General features: G+C 48.7%; 16 protein-coding genes. 8 read left to right on the forward strand and 8 right to left on the reverse strand.

Features of this window, described 5'->3' with window-relative positions:
* Positions 1 to 10 precede the first annotated feature (10 nt).
* The 6 genes from rpsG (at position 11) to QUA80_RS03350 (ending at position 6,950) form a co-directional block, all read left to right on the forward strand.
* Complete coding sequence (gene rpsG, locus QUA80_RS03325) at positions 11 to 481, forward strand: 30S ribosomal protein S7 (protein WP_006632196.1); 471 nt, start codon at positions 11 to 13, stop codon at positions 479 to 481.
* 341 nt (positions 482 to 822) lie between these two features.
* On the forward strand, positions 823 to 2,895 hold the full coding sequence (gene fusA, locus QUA80_RS03330; protein WP_333421383.1) for an elongation factor G: 2,073 nt from the start codon (positions 823 to 825) through the stop codon (positions 2,893 to 2,895).
* A gap of 102 nt (positions 2,896 to 2,997) precedes the next feature.
* Positions 2,998 to 4,227, forward strand: a complete 1,230-nt coding sequence (tuf, locus tag QUA80_RS03335; protein WP_333421385.1) for an elongation factor Tu — start codon at positions 2,998 to 3,000, stop codon at positions 4,225 to 4,227.
* Positions 4,228 to 4,409: 182 nt separating this feature from the next.
* Entirely contained in the window at positions 4,410 to 4,727 is a 318-nt protein-coding gene (gene rpsJ / locus QUA80_RS03340; RefSeq protein ID WP_006632193.1) for a 30S ribosomal protein S10, read from the forward strand.
* A gap of 424 nt (positions 4,728 to 5,151) precedes the next feature.
* Complete coding sequence (locus QUA80_RS03345) at positions 5,152 to 5,793, forward strand: LON peptidase substrate-binding domain-containing protein (RefSeq protein ID WP_015174045.1); 642 nt, start codon at positions 5,152 to 5,154, stop codon at positions 5,791 to 5,793.
* Between the two features lie 224 nt (positions 5,794 to 6,017).
* Positions 6,018 to 6,950: a PspA/IM30 family protein gene (locus QUA80_RS03350; RefSeq protein WP_333421387.1), complete on the forward strand. Its 933-nt coding sequence runs from the start codon at positions 6,018 to 6,020 to the stop codon at positions 6,948 to 6,950.
* 33 nt (positions 6,951 to 6,983) lie between these two features.
* Here the strand turns inward: QUA80_RS03350 and QUA80_RS03355 are convergent, their stop codons facing one another.
* Together QUA80_RS03355 and pheA are read right to left on the reverse strand one after the other, a co-directional pair.
* The gene (locus tag QUA80_RS03355) at positions 6,984 to 7,628 is read right to left on the reverse strand and encodes a pentapeptide repeat-containing protein (protein WP_333421389.1); all 645 of its coding nucleotides are present in this window, start codon (positions 7,626 to 7,628) and stop codon (positions 6,984 to 6,986) included.
* A 53-nt stretch (positions 7,629 to 7,681) separates the two neighbouring features.
* A complete protein-coding gene (gene pheA / locus QUA80_RS03360; RefSeq protein ID WP_333421392.1) occupies positions 7,682 to 8,629 on the reverse strand; it encodes a prephenate dehydratase in 948 nt (315 codons plus the stop codon).
* A gap of 209 nt (positions 8,630 to 8,838) precedes the next feature.
* Here pheA and QUA80_RS03365 point away from each other — a divergent pair, with 209 nt between their 5' ends.
* Positions 8,839 to 9,420, forward strand: a complete 582-nt coding sequence (locus QUA80_RS03365) for a DUF1997 domain-containing protein (protein ID WP_333421394.1) — start codon at positions 8,839 to 8,841, stop codon at positions 9,418 to 9,420.
* 143 nt (positions 9,421 to 9,563) lie between these two features.
* On the opposite strand, the gene QUA80_RS03370 is transcribed toward QUA80_RS03365, so the two are convergent.
* The 6 genes from QUA80_RS03370 to pgl all read right to left on the reverse strand — a co-directional run bounded on the left by QUA80_RS03370 (position 9,564) and on the right by pgl (position 13,841).
* Complete coding sequence (locus QUA80_RS03370) at positions 9,564 to 10,022, reverse strand: FHA domain-containing protein (RefSeq protein ID WP_333421396.1); 459 nt, start codon at positions 10,020 to 10,022, stop codon at positions 9,564 to 9,566.
* Positions 10,019 to 10,585 carry a hypothetical protein gene (locus tag QUA80_RS03375; protein ID WP_333421398.1) on the reverse strand — a complete coding sequence of 189 codons (567 nt, stop codon included), beginning with the start codon at positions 10,583 to 10,585 and terminating at the stop codon, positions 10,019 to 10,021. Before QUA80_RS03375 ends, QUA80_RS03370 begins: the two co-directional genes overlap by 4 nt.
* 173 nt (positions 10,586 to 10,758) lie before the next feature.
* Positions 10,759 to 11,496: a PRC-barrel domain-containing protein gene (locus tag QUA80_RS03380; protein ID WP_333421400.1), complete on the reverse strand. Its 738-nt coding sequence runs from the start codon at positions 11,494 to 11,496 to the stop codon at positions 10,759 to 10,761.
* Positions 11,497 to 11,553: 57 nt separating this feature from the next.
* Complete coding sequence (locus QUA80_RS03385) at positions 11,554 to 12,045, reverse strand: FHA domain-containing protein (RefSeq protein ID WP_333421402.1); 492 nt, start codon at positions 12,043 to 12,045, stop codon at positions 11,554 to 11,556.
* An 82-nt stretch (positions 12,046 to 12,127) separates the two neighbouring features.
* Positions 12,128 to 12,916 carry an FHA domain-containing protein gene (locus QUA80_RS03390; protein ID WP_333421404.1) on the reverse strand — a complete coding sequence of 263 codons (789 nt, stop codon included), beginning with the start codon at positions 12,914 to 12,916 and terminating at the stop codon, positions 12,128 to 12,130.
* 205 nt (positions 12,917 to 13,121) lie between these two features.
* Positions 13,122 to 13,841 carry a 6-phosphogluconolactonase gene (pgl, locus tag QUA80_RS03395; RefSeq protein WP_333421406.1) on the reverse strand — a complete coding sequence of 240 codons (720 nt, stop codon included), beginning with the start codon at positions 13,839 to 13,841 and terminating at the stop codon, positions 13,122 to 13,124.
* Positions 13,842 to 14,319: 478 nt separating this feature from the next.
* On the opposite strand from pgl, the gene QUA80_RS03400 reads away from it, so the two are divergent.
* Positions 14,320 to 15,687 (forward strand): hypothetical protein, encoded by a 1,368-nt coding sequence (locus QUA80_RS03400; protein WP_333421408.1) that lies wholly within the window; start codon positions 14,320 to 14,322, stop codon positions 15,685 to 15,687.
* Positions 15,688 to 15,709: the final 22 nt, after the last annotated feature.

Genomic DNA, 15,709 nt, shown 5'->3' on the forward strand with positions numbered 1-15,709 from the left:
AAATAGAACTATGTCTCGCCGCACAGTTATTCAAAAACGTCCAGTTCCACCAGATCCAACCTACAACAGCCGGTTGGTAAGCATGATGGTGAGACGGATCATGCAGCACGGCAAAAAATCCGTTGCCTCCAGCATCGTCTACGACGCCCTCAAAACTATCCAAGAACGGACAGGGGCTGAACCGTTAGACTTGTTTGAAAAAGCAGTCAAAAACGCTACACCCCTGGTCGAAGTCAAAGCCCGCCGGGTAGGTGGCGCAACCTACCAAGTGCCGATGGAAGTGCGTTCCGATCGCGGTACCACCCTCGCCCTCCGCTGGCTGATCAGATTTGCCCGCGCCCGCACCGGCCGCTCAATGGCCGCCAAGCTAGCCAACGAACTGATGGATGCAGCTAACGAAACAGGCAGTGCTATTCGCAAGCGCGAAGAAACACACCGCATGGCCGAAGCTAACAAGGCTTTTGCTCACTACCGGTACTAACAGCCAAATCGGGCATGGAGAAGAGCGCGATCGTGCGGTATAGAAGCATCGGGTGAGAAATTGGAAAGTGTAAGTTTTGAGTGTTGAGATTGCTTCTCTTGGCGCAGTTGCGATTCGTGAAGCAAACTCAAAACTCCCAAAATCAAAATTCACTCAAAATTCACGGACTCTCTGAATCCTCTATGTCGCATCCTTAATATTTTTGTAAACAAACTTTGCAAAAAATATTAAAATGTAACAATAAGCTCCAGAGACTTTTGTAAGTCGCTGGGGAGTGCAAAGTAGGGTTACTGTGTAGTATAATAGTATTATAACAGCAACACAAGATTAAGGAGGTAGCTGTGGCACGTACCGTCCCGCTAGAGAAAACTCGCAACATCGGCATCGCAGCCCACATAGACGCGGGCAAAACAACAACAACTGAAAGAATTCTGTTCTATTCAGGCATGGTTCACAAAATGGGTGAAGTGCACGAGGGAACAGCAGTCACTGACTGGATGGAGCAAGAGCGGGAGCGGGGAATTACGATTACTGCCGCTGCTATCACCACCAGTTGGAAAGATTACAAAATCAACATCATCGACACTCCCGGACACGTAGACTTCACGATCGAAGTTGAACGCTCGATGCGAGTGCTCGACGGAGTGATCGCAGTGTTCTGCTCGGTAGGGGGAGTGCAGCCGCAATCCGAAACAGTTTGGCGACAAGCCGATAGGTACAAAGTGCCGAGGATCGTGTTCGTCAACAAAATGGATCGGATGGGCGCAAACTTCTACAAAGTCTACGGCCAAATTCGCGATCGCATGAGAGCGAATGCCGTACCCATCCAAATCCCGATCGGCAGCGAAGAAAATTTCCGGGGAATTGTAGACTTAGTGCAAATGAAAGCCTATATCTACAACAACGACATGGGAACCGACATCGAGGAAGTAGAAATCCCCGATGAAGTACAAGAGCTAGCAGCAGAATACCGCACCAAGCTGATCGAGTCGATAGCAGAAACCAACGACGCCCTCACCGAGAAATACCTCGAAGGCGAAGAGTTCACAGAAGCAGAAATTCGAGCAGCTTTGCGGACTGGTGCCATTTCTGGCACGATCGTCCCCATGTTGTGCGGTTCTGCCTTCAAAAACAAAGGCGTTCAGTTGTTGTTGGATGCAGTCATCGACTACCTGCCGTCGCCCTTGGAAGTGCCCCCAATTCAAGGACTCCTGCCCAACGGCGACACCGCAGAACGATTTGCAGACGACAGCGCGCCCCTGTCAGCCCTGGCATTCAAAATCATGGCTGACCCCTACGGCCGCCTGACCTTCATTAGGGTCTACTCGGGTATCCTCAAAAAAGGCACCTACGTCCTCAACTCCACCAAAGACAAAAAAGAGCGGGTGTCTCGCCTAATTGTCCTCAAAGCCGACGATCGGATAGAAGTTGAGGAACTGCGCGCCGGAGACTTGGGAGCAGCCTTGGGTTTGAAAGACACCTTCACCGGCGACACCCTCTGCGAAGAAGGAGCGCCCGTGATTCTGGAATCTCTGTTTATTCCAGAGCCAGTCATCTCGGTGGCTGTCGAACCCAAAACCAAACAAGACATGGAGAAGCTCTCCAAAGCCCTCCAGTCCCTCTCGGAAGAAGACCCCACCTTCCGAGTCAACGTTGACCCAGAAACCAACCAGACAGTCATCGCCGGCATGGGCGAACTGCACCTGGAAATCCTGGTAGACAGGATGCTGCGGGAATTCAAAGTAGAAGCCAACGTGGGTCAGCCGCAAGTAGCCTACCGCGAAACCATTCGCAAAGCCGTCCGCGCCGAAGGTAAATTTATCCGCCAAAGCGGGGGTAAAGGTCAGTACGGTCACGTCGTGATCGAACTAGAACCAGCAGAAGTGGGAACCGGCTTTGAATTTGTCTCCAAAATTGTCGGCGGCACTGTACCCAAAGAGTACATCGGCCCGGCAGAACAAGGGATGAAAGAAGCCTGCGAATCGGGTATTGTAGCAGGATATCCCGTGATAGACCTCAAAGCTACTATGGTAGACGGGTCTTTCCACGACGTAGACTCTTCGGAAATGGCATTTAAGATCGCCGGCTCAATGGCGATCAAAGAAGCCGTGATGAAGGCTTCGCCCGTGCTGCTAGAGCCTATGATGAAAGTAGAGGTGGAAGTTCCCGAAGATTACATCGGGAACATCATCGGCGACCTCAACTCGCGTCGGGGTCAGATTGAGGGCCAAGAGACAGATCAGGGAATTGCCAAAGTTTCTGTAAAAGTTCCACTAGCAGAAATGTTTGGCTACGCTACTGACATCCGCTCGAAAACCCAAGGTCGAGGCATCTTCACAATGGAATTCAGCCATTACGAAGAAGTGCCGCGAAATGTGGCTGAAGCCATCATCGCTAAGAACAAAGGTAACTAACGATTTTGAATTTTAGATTTTGGATTTTGGATGAAATCCAAAGTCTAAAATCTAAAATGTTAAAATCTAAAATCGCTAAAAGAAACAAGGAACAAATCGAGAATGGCACGCGCAAAATTTGAACGGACTAAACCCCACGTAAACATCGGCACGATCGGTCACGTTGACCACGGCAAAACAACTTTGACCGCCGCGATTACGATGACTCTCTCTGCACTAGGTCAAGCAAAGGCTAAGAAGTACGACGAAATCGACGCCGCGCCTGAAGAAAAAGCACGGGGTATTACGATTAATACTGCTCACGTGGAGTACGAAACCACAACTCGGCACTATGCCCACGTAGATTGCCCCGGACACGCTGACTACGTGAAAAACATGATCACCGGTGCTGCTCAAATGGACGGCGGCATCCTAGTAGTGTCAGCGGCAGACGGTCCCATGCCTCAAACTCGCGAACACATCCTGCTAGCTAAGCAAGTTGGCGTTCCCAGCTTGGTTGTGTTCTTAAACAAAGAAGACATGGTAGACGACCCAGAACTAATGGAACTGGTGGAACTCGAAGTCCGCGAACTCCTGAGCTCTTACGATTTTCCAGGCGATGACATCCCCATTGTGACAGGTTCTGGATTGCAAGCTCTCGAAGCTATGATTGCTAACCCCAAAATCCAGAAGGGCGAAAATCCCTGGGTTGACAAAATTTACAAGCTGATGGAAGAAGTAGATTCTTACATCCCCACTCCAGAACGCGAAGTTGACAAGCCTTTCTTGATGGCTGTAGAAGACGTATTCTCGATTACTGGTCGGGGTACTGTTGCTACTGGTCGGATTGAGCGCGGCACAATTAAAGTCGGCGAAAATGTGGAATTGGTGGGTCTTAAGGACACTCGCAGCACTACGGTGACTGGTGTGGAAATGTTCACCAAGTCTCTGGAAGAAGGCATTGCCGGCGACAACGTGGGTCTACTGCTGCGGGGGATTTTAAAGACGGATATTGAACGCGGAATGGTGATTGCCAAGCCGAAAAGCATCATGCCTCACACTCAGTTTGAATCTGAAGTGTACATCCTCAAGAAGGAAGAAGGCGGCCGGCACACGCCCTTTTTCTCTGGCTACCGCCCTCAATTCTACGTCCGTACCACTGACGTGACCGGCACGATCGCACAATTCACCGCTGATGACGGTAGTGAAGCAGAAATGGTGATGCCCGGCGACCGGATCAAAATGACTGTTGAACTGATCCACCCGATCGCGATCGAACAAGGAATGCGCTTCGCTATTCGCGAAGGCGGACGCACCGTCGGCGCCGGCGTTGTTTCCAAAATCCTCAAGTAGGACTCCGATAACAGCTTAAATAGCAGAAAAGCCGCCAAATTCAATCAGGCTTTTCTGCTATTTAGTGATTAGTTATTACTCATAGTTATGCAGTTAGCAGTTAGCCCAAAAACAACTGCAAAAAGACAACAGACCGCAGGCAACAAACAACAAACTGAACCTAGAAAATTCAAGAAACAAAAATGGCAACAATTCAACAGCAAAAAATTCGCATTCGCCTCAAAGCTTTCGATCGCCGGATTTTAGACGCATCATGCGAAAAGATTGTAGATACAGCAAATCGGACAGCAGCCACAGCGATCGGCCCGATTCCTTTGCCCACCAAACGGCGGATTTACTGCTTGCTGCGATCGCCCCACGTAGACAAAGATTCTCGCGAACACTTTGAAACCCGCACCCACCGCCGCATCATCGACATTCACCAGCCATCGGCCAAAACAATTGACGCTTTGATGAAACTGGATTTGCCCGCCGGCGTAGATATCGAAGTCAAGCTGTAGATTCACTCATCGAAAACTCGTCGAAAAGAAGGAACAAAGATTAAATAAATAGTTCCTTCTTTTTGGTGAAATTTCCCCTGTCATTAGTTATTAGATATTAGTTATTACTTAAATAATCAGCAATAATTTCTGCTGCAGCACGAACTTAAATAATTGAAATAATTATTCTTAATTAATAAGGCGCGATCGCTACAAAAACCATCCTTTAGCAGTCGGTGTCATCGCCTTCAGTATCACTTAGTTCAGCAAAAAGGTATATTTAACATTTTGACGAAACAACGCCTTTGTCAAGCAGCCACCACGGGAGATAGCGAGCCGTCGATCCCGTTGCCAGCGCAAAAGCCCGATCCCTCCTGCCCCGGAATTGCCTGTAATCAGTTAAAGTAAGAAAAATAAGCGCAAGTACCGTCACTTTTGAGCGACAATGGCATCCTCTTCCTCTGTAGCAGTTCGCGAACTCCCCTTATTTCCGTTGCCGGAAGTGGTTCTATTTCCAGGTAGACCGCTGCCGCTGCAAATCTTTGAGTTTCGCTATCGAATCATGATGAATACGATTCTGGAGGGCGATCGGCGTTTCGGCGTACTCATGTGGGACCCCAACCAAAACAAAGTCTCTGCTGTTGGCTGTTGCGCCGAAGTGATTCACTGCCAGCGCCTTCCCGACGATCGCATGAAAATTATGACTCTCGGCCAGCAGCGGTTCCGAGTCCTCGACGCAGTTCGGGAAAAACCGTATTTAGTCGGTCTAGTAGAATGGATCGAAGACGCACCGCCGCAACAAGACCTCAGACCTTTGGGAAAAGATGTCGAACAACTGCTGAGAGATGTAGTTCGTCTCTCCAGCAAATTGATGGATCAGCCGATCGACCTGCCGGAAGATATTCCCAGTTTGCCCACCGAATTGTCCTACTGGGTAGCCAGCTACCTTTACGGCGCAGCGACTGAACAGCAAACTCTTTTAGAGTTGCAAGATACTGCTGCGAGATTGGAACGCGAAACCGAAATTTTGACTTCTACTCGCAATCACTTGGCAGCGAGGACTGTACTTAAAGATACGCTCAAGTAGCCAATTTACGCAGGAAAAAAGCACAATGAGTTTTGCCTGCCTGGAAGCAATAATTAAGTACAAATCACACTATTTTCGATTTTCGATTTTCGATTGGGAATGATTGATGAACTAAGGGTTCGGATCGCGGGCTGACAGTTCCATGATTTTTTGGAACTGCTAGCTGTTTAATCCTTAACTTCACACAGGTTCGGACAGGTTCTTTATAGCAGAAATTGCTTGTTGTGTTAGAAAATCACGACCAACCGAAACCATACGATGCAGTTAGAGGCGGTCAACTGCCACCTCCTGTCGGCGGTGCAGTGCTCGGCGGACTAGCAGGAGTCAAACACCGGCTGTCTAGTTCAGTCAGCGAACATCGCATAGCCGCCCTGACAGAGACATTGAATTACGGCGATGCAGGCTTAAAAATAGTTATCAAGATTTGTCAAAGCGAAACAGGGCCAGTCCAGCGGGCGGCCTGCGATTTGCTTCGACAAAGGCTGAATTCGATCGCCCGCGAAAAATTACAGGCTTTTGTAGCTTCAAGTTCAGATTCAGAAGCGGATGTATACAGCACTCAAAAAATATTAGATCGCTCATCCGGTGCAGTCTCACAAAAAAATCACGATCGGGAGTTGTCCGAAGCACAGTTAATATTTGAGACAATTATGCAGCAGATACAACCCAATTTGTTGCTGTTAGAAGCACTGGTAGCCTCTGTAGAACGGGAAGAATTTACCAGCGAACTGATGAATCTTTGGGAACTGTTAATCTTAGAAATTCAGGAACCTCTCAAAGAACTGCGTCAGGCTGTTGGCAGCGCGATTTCCGCCCAACTGCGGATTCAGTGGCTGTACAATCAAGCTGAATCTCAAGTCAATCAGTGGCAGCAGCGAGCTTTGCTAGATCTGGAGAAAGAGGATGAAAATTTAGTTAGCCTCGCCTTGGTTCGCAAGCAGATTCAATTAGATCGGGTGTCAGAACTAAAAATTGACTTAGACGAGCAAACTGTGCGAGTAGAAACTCTCAACCGCAACTTGCTGACTTTGGAAAGTAAGATTGCTCAAGCTAATTCCAAGAAAGAGATCCTCAAGATGCAGCTTCATTTTGCTAAGGTACAGCAGCAAATAGACTTCACTTTCAGCGAAGTCAATAGTATATTTTTTAGTCCTTAGTTGTCTGATTCTGCGGTTATATATTGCGCGAGCTCAAACTTGTCTGACACAAAAATGTATTGTCCCACTGAAAATTGTTTTCTTATCACGCTTAGCTCCTTCGAGATTAGCGCCGCACAAAAATGCCCCGCTCAAATTAGCACCCCTCAAGTCAGCTCCTCTCAAATCTGCGCCCTCAAGGTTACTTTCACACAAAAAAGCGCCTCTCAAGTTGGCATCGATCAGACTCGCTCCCCGCAGTTTAGCCTCGCTTAGATTGGCTTTTTCGAGGTTTGTATTGTTCAAGCAAGCATCTATGAGGTTAGCTTCCATCAAGTTGGCGGCGTACAAGCAGGCTCCGCTCAAATTAACACCAATCATTTTGGTGTCGCTCAAGTTGGCTGTTTCCAAGTTTGCTTCAATCAGGTCAGCTCCTGTTAATCTGGCGAAAGTTAGATCGGCTCGGCTCAGGTTAGCCCCATTGAGGTTTGTCATCACCAGGCAAGCATTCTTGAGCTTGGCAGCTATTAAGGTTGCCCCCCTTAAGTTTGCCAAAGAAAAATTTATTTCTTTGAGATTCGCGCAGGCTAGATTAATATGAATGAGGAAAGCTTCTCGCAAAGAAGCCTCTTTCAAGTTGGTTTCATGAAAATTTCTTTCTCCGGCTGCATATCTCTTGAGAAGTTCATCAGCATTCATCTCGCCAGCCTCCTAAGTTTTAGGGAAAATCTTATTACTGTCAGTAATAAAAATTATATTACTGACAGTACACTGTAGCAGCCAAAGATTTTTAAAGTTTCTGTGTGATTTTTTAACTCTTCGAGTGCCGAGCGAACAAATGCTTCGCAGGCGTTAGCCTCAACGTCGATAAAGAAAATATATTCTCCGAGCGATCTTTTAGTGGGTCTAGATTCAATCCGACTTAAATTAATACCGCGACTGGCAAATACTTGCAAAGGTTTTACCAGCGCTCCCGGCATATTGGCAGGTACGCTAAAAGCTAGTGAGGTATGGGTGCAATTAGACGGTGAAGCATCGAGGATCAATTTAGGGCCAGGTTTTGCGATGGATTTAATGGATGAGATATCTGCTGGTTCTACGTTGGCGATTTCTCCAACACTCGTGCTGAGTACCCAAAATCGCGTGTAATTATCGGGATAATCATTAATGGGTTGAGCTAAAACTGGCAAATGGTAAAGTTCAGCGGCTCTTGGTGAAGAAATGGCTGCTACATTTCTATCTTCCAGATATTGCAATGCTTCGGTGGTAGAATTCGCCGGAATCAATTGAGCTGAGGGAATAAACTCCGCTAACCATAATTGACACTGAGCTAGGGCTTGCGGGTGAGAGTAAACTTTTTGAATCTCGTTAAAATTTTTCGCATTAGACACCAGCGCGTGGGAAATTGGCAAAACTAAGGCGTGTTGAATGCGGAGTCGATCGAGCCGCCACAGTGTATCTAAGGTGACAGTCACGCTGCCTTCGATCGAATTTTCGACTGGCACAACTGAATAGTCAACCTGCCCTACGGCAGATGCCTCTAGCGCTTGAGAAATGGTGGAATAAGGACACAGGGTGCATTCCAAGTTAGTTTCCAGGCTCAACCAATTGACATAAGCTAGAGCCGCTGTTTCTGCATTTGTACCGACAGGGCCGAGATGTGCGATCCTCTTCGAGGGTTTCGCTAACGAAATTTTCATTTAGAGGCAATTTTAGGTTACAAAAGTTTGCTTTACTCTCATCAGCTAGCAAGTATGATGAAAAATTAGCGATGTCCCGAAAGCTTTTATCCGTGATTTCTCGGATGACATTGCTGGGTGCGCGACAAGCGTGCGCGACTGATGTCACCTTAAAAAGGGTGATACTTTATTAAGATATGCTTAGGAATCCTATACTTTGATATTTTCTCATGTATACCCGCTTTAATGCTTCCCAATCCGTTGAGCTCGCCGTACCAGAGGAACGGGTTCCCATTCAACATTATCTGCGCCAGCCGAGGCGACTGGTGAACGCCCTCGTCGATCGAAGTCGCACAGAGCAGCTAAGCGATGACTGTTTCCGCCTGAAAATGCGGTCGTTACAATTTATGATGCTGAGCATTCAACCCACGGTAGACATGAGGGTGTGGGCGCAGCCGGACGGCACAATCAATTTGGAGTCCGTCGCCTGCGAAATTCGCGGCGTGGGTTATATCAACGATCGCTTCGCTCTCAATCTCAAAGGACAGCTTTGCGTGCAGCAAAAAAGCAGCAGGGTAACGTACTTGAAGGGAAAAGCGGATTTGGAAGTGGAAGTAGAGTTACCGCCACCGTTTTGGTTGACGCCCAAACCAATTTTAGAAGCAACGGGCAACGGTTTACTCAAGAGCGTACTCCTAAGCGTAAAACAGCGGTTGATGCACCAGTTGCTCTTAGATTACCGCCGGTGGGCAAGCAGCGAAACAGGGATAATATCGAGCGATATCCCCCAAATTTTATCTGTAGAAGGGTGATGTCCTATCTATAGAAGCTGTTCATTAATTTATAGGCATATTTGGCCAAAAATCAGCGGAATTGTCCAGATAATTAGTTAGACCCTCAAATTGTGCACCCTGAAATGTGTTTGATTTAGCTGGCAGGCATAGATAGCGACCGGTCAGTCAAGATCGATTTGAGTGAGCCCTCCGTATTCATCGTCTTCGATGATTCCCACACCCCGAGACCAAGCTGTTGACCTGTCTTTTGAAACTGCGTCCTTGTGGCCGGGGAGTTCACGCTGTGGTACCCTCGTTTTTTTTCCAGGTTCCACATTCGTCGCGCCCACCCGAATCCGGATTTTTGGCCCGGAATTGCCCAAGCGAATTGTCATTCCGTCGGCTACTGACACCTGAGCGATCGGTCTATCATCGACATAAGTGCCGTTAGCACCAAAATTAATAATTTTCCAGCCAGAAGCGTGATTCCACAGCTCTACGTGGTGGCGGGAAACAACAGCGCTGTAAATAATTACATCATTGTCGTTCGATCGACCGATCCGAACCACAGATTCTGATTCAAAACACCAACTTTGAACCGGGACAGACTGGATAGGATGTAGCAGAGTTAAAGTAATCACTGATGTTTTGACACTCCACCGCCAGACAGAAACGGGGATGCTTCCAGATAGATTCTGGCGCATAAAAGCGCAAAAAATTTGATTCTTAATGTTGTCCGTGCGCCGCTATTCCCTCGCTGTGCGGTAAAGGTAGAACTTGTGGCTGCTTGATGAGGCATCTGAACAAACTTTTGAGCGTTAGTTTTTGGCACCGCCGCAAATTTTTTCAGTCCTCGGTAACAACCAAACACGATGGTATTAATCTGGTGAACTTGGCAGTGATTGACAGCGGTGGGAACCTCTTGATTAATGGGGTCTGGGATGGAGTTATGGCGCCGGTGGGCGAGGCGCTCAATTCGATCGGCCCAATAACCAAATTTTCCCTGCTCAACCAGAGAATTCAACTCAGACAAGCGCTTGTTGCACCGCTGATTTGAGTTATCGAGCGGGCGACAGTCACAGTCAACAATCGGGGAATCGCTGTTCGTGGAGACAGGAGTTAAGCAATTATTAATGCTGGGGTCTCTAGATAAAATACTTGTGGGTGGTATCAAACAGCATCGGTCTTTTTGAGTTGCTAGCATTTTCGTTTTGGATGCGATACCTCTAAAATACAATGCTTTGAGCAGCACTGGAATTTTGAGCCTGAACGCCTCAATCTCTCAAACCGAAAATACAGATGATCGACCTTCCTCGGGCGCGCAGCCACCAAAATGCGATCGGCAATTAGTCGCAGGGCGATCGGGAAGGTCAAACTTCAGCTCAAATCCGACTCGGGCGGCTCCGGCGCAGGTTTGGGCGAGGCAGATTCATGCCTTTGCCGCTTCAACTCTGCAACTTTTTCTTGAGCTACATCCCTGACTTCTTGGGCTTTATCTTGGAATTTTTCCGCCAGACTTTGAGCGCCCCGCTTCACGCCTGCCACATTTTTGAGAGTTTTGTCGAAATCTTCGTGTAAAAACTCTGCTACCAGACCGACTTTTTTGTGCAATCCCTCCGCGTACTGAACTGGCTCCGATACCGCAGCTTCAGAGACGATCGCCCGCTTGCTGCCGATGGTCGAAATAGCGGCCACAGGTAGCAAGTAAATCCCGTCTAAAACGCCGCGCCAGCCGCTCGATTTAAACAAGTAGTGGATCACGGTACCAGTCCGGACATCAAATAGGTAGTCAACTACCGTACCTGCCTTATTCCCAGCGTCCGTGAGCACCTCAAGCCCGATCGGACAAACAGCTTGTTCCGGCTGATGCAATTCCGGCAGTTCCGGGTTAATGCTGACAAAAACATTTTCGCCCACCGTATCAACTTGCGCCCAAGCGAACCAAGTTTTTTTGCTGCCCAAAAGTCCCGACTTGCAAGTAAAGCCGATCGCCCGCTGGGAGTGAGCGTCGAGCCAAAGCCGATCTACCCTGCCGACCTCTTCCGCCGTTCTGCGGTCGATCGTGCGACGGTTGAGCAGTTCGCTGCGCCGAACAATGTGTTGTGATGTACTCATAAATAAACTCCTGAGTGCCGCGACCGTGAAAAATTTCGATCGTCCAAAGAGGCCGATTTAATATTCTTCTTCCGAATAATGGCGATTGTTATCTGCCTCCGTTAACTCGTCCTCTTCCCTGGAAGTGCCAACTTCTTTGTGGTCGGGAACAGGAATCGTGCTAGTGTGTGCGCTGCCCGAGGGAGCGTGAATTTCCTTAGCATCCCTTGGCTTGACGCTAAGAAGTCCTAACTGCACTGAGGACTGATTCGGGCCGACGTTGATTTGAATTTTCGGGCCCGATCTAGCCAAGTGAACGATCAGACCGTCCACCACCGGAACCTTAGCGATCGGCTTACCATCGAGGTAAGTGCCGTTGGTACCTAAATTGATCAGTTCCCAAGTTATGCCGCTGCGTCGCAATTCGATGTGGCGACGAGAAACCACAGCGCTAAAAAGAACGACGTGGTTTTCGGTCGATCGCCCGATCCGGACGACCTGCTCGTCTTCAAAGATCCAACTGCGGACGGGTATAGACTGGAGTGGATGTAGCAAGGTCAGCTTAATCACATTGGCAGCATTGAGTTTTGGTAGAGCGGCTCAAGATGCGATTTTAGATTTTAGACTTTCGATCGCCCAATCCAAACTCGATCTAAGAGATTTGAAATAAAAACGTAACCAGGTCTCCTTTGCCCAGTGAGATGCGGTCTCCCGGTCGCAACCGGTGCCGGTTTCCCTTGGGCAGGGGAGTATTGTTGACGTAAGTACCGTTGGAACTGCCTACATCTTCTAGGTAGCAAGCATCTCCCTCCACCCGGAGATTTGCGTGTACCCGAGAAACTATCTCAGAATTAGCAAATCCGGAAACATCAATATCCGGCGGCACTAAGTCATTTGGCTTGCCTATGTGAACCACAGACAGACTGTGAGGCAATTCCATCGGCGTATTTGTCTGAACGTGCAGCAGGCGCGCCGACTGCTGTTGCAGTTGAGTTTTCGCTACACCTAGCTGTGGGCCCGGAACCGGGGTAGAGGTATTTACTGGTGTTGCTACTGATTCAGTTGTAACAGGAACCGAGGGCAAAGGCGGGGGTTCTGGAATCGCAGGAATGCTGGCGGGAGTTTTTTCCAAGTTAGGCCCATTATTTAGGCTAACTAGAGGTTCCATTGCCATCAGGGGTTCGCTGGGCGGTAAATCCGGCACAGGTGACGATACCACTGTGGGGCCCACAAGCGAGGGGGACGGTACTGTCACCTCAACTTCTGGAACTATGGAACCCTGGCGCAAGTTAAAGCCGCACTGACCGCAAAATGCTGCATCTGTCTGAACAGCAGCACCGCAGTTCGAGCAACTTGCGGTAACAGGTAGAGGCGTGTAGCAAGCCTCACACTGGCTGGCCCCGTCGGGGTTCTGGTGATTGCAATTGGGACAGACAATCATCGATTTCTCCTTGCTATCGGCCAGATTTTCAAATCAGCCTCATAAAAATAGTCGTGTATATGGTCAAATTTTAACTTTAACCGCCACAATTCTTATATTGCTTCGCTAATACTAGCAACTGAGCTGACGCCGTGAGGTTGGCGGTGATGGGGAAGATTGAGTTAGCGATACTGCTGACTGTGTTGGGAGTGGGCGGATATATTTGCTATTTTACTGCTTCGCCAGCAGCCGCATCGAGCAGCCACCAAAGTTCGCCCTCTGGTTGAACGAGTCTGGCTGGATAGGTCATTTCATCGGCGGCGGGGGCAAAAATTTGAGCTAGGGCAGGTTGTTTGCTCGCTCCTGCGACCATGAAGAGAACGCACCGGGCGCGGTTGATTAAGGGGACTGTAAAGGTGATGCGGGGTTGACCGTCTTTGTTGCCTACAGTTACTAGGGCGTCGCGGACTTGCAAGGCTGCTGTGCCGGGAAATAGAGAGGCTGTGTGGGCGTCATCCCCTATGCCCAAGAGAATGATGTCGAAAGCAGGAAACTCGCCCTCGGATACTTTGAAGAACTGCTGCAATTCGGTTTGGTGCGCCGAGGCGTCGGCTGCGGGGTCGCCCGCACCTGTGGGCATGGGGTGGACGTTGCTGGCGGGGATGTTGACTCGATCGAGCCATGCGAGGCGCGCCATTCTTTGATTGCTGTCTGGGTGTTCAGGCGGAACGTAGCGTTCGTCGCCCCAGAAAACGTGAATTTTGTCCCACGGCAGGTCTTGGGCGCAGAGCGCTCTGTAAAGCGGTTCGGGTGTGCTTCCGCCCGCTAAGGCGATCGTACAAAGGCCGCGTTCTGCTATGGCTGCTTGGATTTTCGACAGGACAATCCCCAGCGATCTATTTATTAGTTCTTCCCGATTTGCTAATACTTCTACTACTTTTTTCATGTATTTTCTCTTAACTTTTCTTGGGTGTTGTTCTCAGCAATTGCCAATTTTGCCTTGACATTTTGCTTGGAGGTCGATCGGCTGACAAGTCCGGCAGGCTAAACACCGATGCCCGTCAGATTTTATCATCTTACGCCCCTTAATTTGACAAAAGCAACACATATTTCTACCCCTGCTTGATAGAGCTTCACCTGTTGCATAGATATTTCGCAACTTTCAATCAATAGTCCGATCGCCCTTACCGAAAGCATCCAGGATACAAGCCCCCGGATTCATCCGTCCAGAAATAAAAAACCTGTATCCGATGAAACTTGCCGAACGTATTTATTCGTGGGGTGAATGCTTCAATTCTCAAATCTAAAATCTAAAATCTAAAATCTAAAATCGATTGACCCCGGGACAGCAAAAATAATCAAGATTGATGTGGTAGACTAGGAAAAATAGTTTTAAGTCCGCACGCTCGGATGGAAGGAAAACTATGTCAAGTTTTAAGCGATTCCCTACATCTGTCCGCTATCTAATAGCGCGGTTGCGCCACTGGACGCAACCAGCGGTTTTGGCTCCGCTAGCCGTGCTGTGTGCCGGGGGGTTATTTATCTGGGAGGTATCCGTAAATCCAGAGAGGTTGAGCATAGATGGCAAAGAAGTAGCAGCCTCAAACAATCCAGCTTCGCTCTCGGGGCTGTCTGCTGAAGATAGCGCCATTGCGGCTGAAATCGACAGCTTACCGGTGCTAGTCAATCAGTTCAATCGCTCTAATTCAGAGTTCGGCTTGTTAAATTCATCAGCAGTCAAAAACAAAGGTTTATTCGACGAAATTCGCACTCGGGGCTTAGAAATTCCTCAGCCATCTTCAGCCCCCAAGCCGGTAGCAAACAGCAGATTTTTGCCCTTGCCAAATTTAGCAAATCCTGCTGTCCGGACTGCAAGCAATAACCCGCAAAATTCTAGTTTGCCAAGTTCAAACGCGACATCAACTTTGAGTTTATCTGGCAGTGGGGGACTGATTTCCGGGATAAAAACCACCGAGCCTGACTCTGGCGGTACAGATACAGCACCTATATCGCAGGCGTCGAGCGGTGCTAATTCAGGCAAACAAAACGAAAATTCTCTGCCTTTGAGTCCGCTGCAAGCAGCTATGAAAAAATACGTCGTTGCTACCACTTCGGCAACGGCGGCTGCGGATGAGAAAACAGGAAAATCGGATACATTGATCGATCGACCTGCTTCCGATCCGGCGGCATCAAATCCGGCAAATTTGCTTCCAACAGCCGCTACAGCTCAAGCTGGAGCAAATTCTGTGAATGTTCCCGCAGCACTTCCCCCACTTCCGGCTCCGAAAAATACTGCCATCGACGAATCTCAACCATTATTAAACCCGGCAGCTACAGTCCCTGAATCATTTTCCGGGTTAAATTCCAGAGTACCCAGCCTCCCGGAAATTACTGCCAGCCCTCCGACCGTGGCTTTGCCCAAAAATCCCTACCAAACTAATTTATCTGGCTCAGACTTGGCACCTGAAGTTAAACCTGCTGCAATTCCAGCAGCCACACCTTCGCCCGTACCTCTACTTCCCAATGTCGGACAGTCTCCTGGAACGAGTGTTCTCGGGGGAAGCAAGATAATTAGCCCTCAATTCTCTCCCAATGCAGCGAATTCTGAATTTAAACTATCTCAACCGAGTCAGCTTAACTTACCGCCGGAGCAGCCTAACTTTGGAGTTGTTCCCCAAAACACAAATCAGGGCGTGCAGCCCATTCAACCTCAACCTTTTGCTACACCCCGCTCGCTGCCTCCGGGACGCTACATTGGCGGCGGCGAGATCAATACTTTTGCTAATCCTTAAATTAAGGAAATTCGGCAACGAA

This window comes from Microcoleus sp. F4-D5 (assembly GCF_036704885.1).
In the GTDB taxonomy this organism is placed as follows: domain Bacteria; phylum Cyanobacteriota; class Cyanobacteriia; order Cyanobacteriales; family Microcoleaceae; genus Microcoleus.

What these genes read in the sequence shown, in the direction of transcription:
- rpsG (WP_006632196.1), top strand. Translation starts at nt 11, where the DNA reads ATGTCTCGCCGCACAGTTATTCAAAAACGTCCAGTTCCACCAGATCCA.
- tuf (WP_333421385.1), top strand. Translation starts at nt 2,998, where the DNA reads ATGGCACGCGCAAAATTTGAACGGACTAAACCCCACGTAAACATCGGC.
- rpsJ (WP_006632193.1), top strand. Translation starts at nt 4,410, where the DNA reads ATGGCAACAATTCAACAGCAAAAAATTCGCATTCGCCTCAAAGCTTTC.
- QUA80_RS03345 (WP_015174045.1), top strand. Translation starts at nt 5,152, where the DNA reads ATGGCATCCTCTTCCTCTGTAGCAGTTCGCGAACTCCCCTTATTTCCG.
- QUA80_RS03355 (WP_333421389.1), bottom strand. Translation starts at nt 7,628, where the DNA reads ATGAATGCTGATGAACTTCTCAAGAGATATGCAGCCGGAGAAAGAAAT.
- pheA (WP_333421392.1), bottom strand. Translation starts at nt 8,629, where the DNA reads ATGAAAATTTCGTTAGCGAAACCCTCGAAGAGGATCGCACATCTCGGC.
- QUA80_RS03365 (WP_333421394.1), top strand. Translation starts at nt 8,839, where the DNA reads ATGTATACCCGCTTTAATGCTTCCCAATCCGTTGAGCTCGCCGTACCA.
- QUA80_RS03375 (WP_333421398.1), bottom strand. Translation starts at nt 10,585, where the DNA reads ATGCTAGCAACTCAAAAAGACCGATGCTGTTTGATACCACCCACAAGT.
- QUA80_RS03380 (WP_333421400.1), bottom strand. Translation starts at nt 11,496, where the DNA reads ATGAGTACATCACAACACATTGTTCGGCGCAGCGAACTGCTCAACCGT.
- QUA80_RS03390 (WP_333421404.1), bottom strand. Translation starts at nt 12,916, where the DNA reads ATGATTGTCTGTCCCAATTGCAATCACCAGAACCCCGACGGGGCCAGC.
- pgl (WP_333421406.1), bottom strand. Translation starts at nt 13,841, where the DNA reads ATGAAAAAAGTAGTAGAAGTATTAGCAAATCGGGAAGAACTAATAAAT.
- QUA80_RS03400 (WP_333421408.1), top strand. Translation starts at nt 14,320, where the DNA reads ATGTCAAGTTTTAAGCGATTCCCTACATCTGTCCGCTATCTAATAGCG.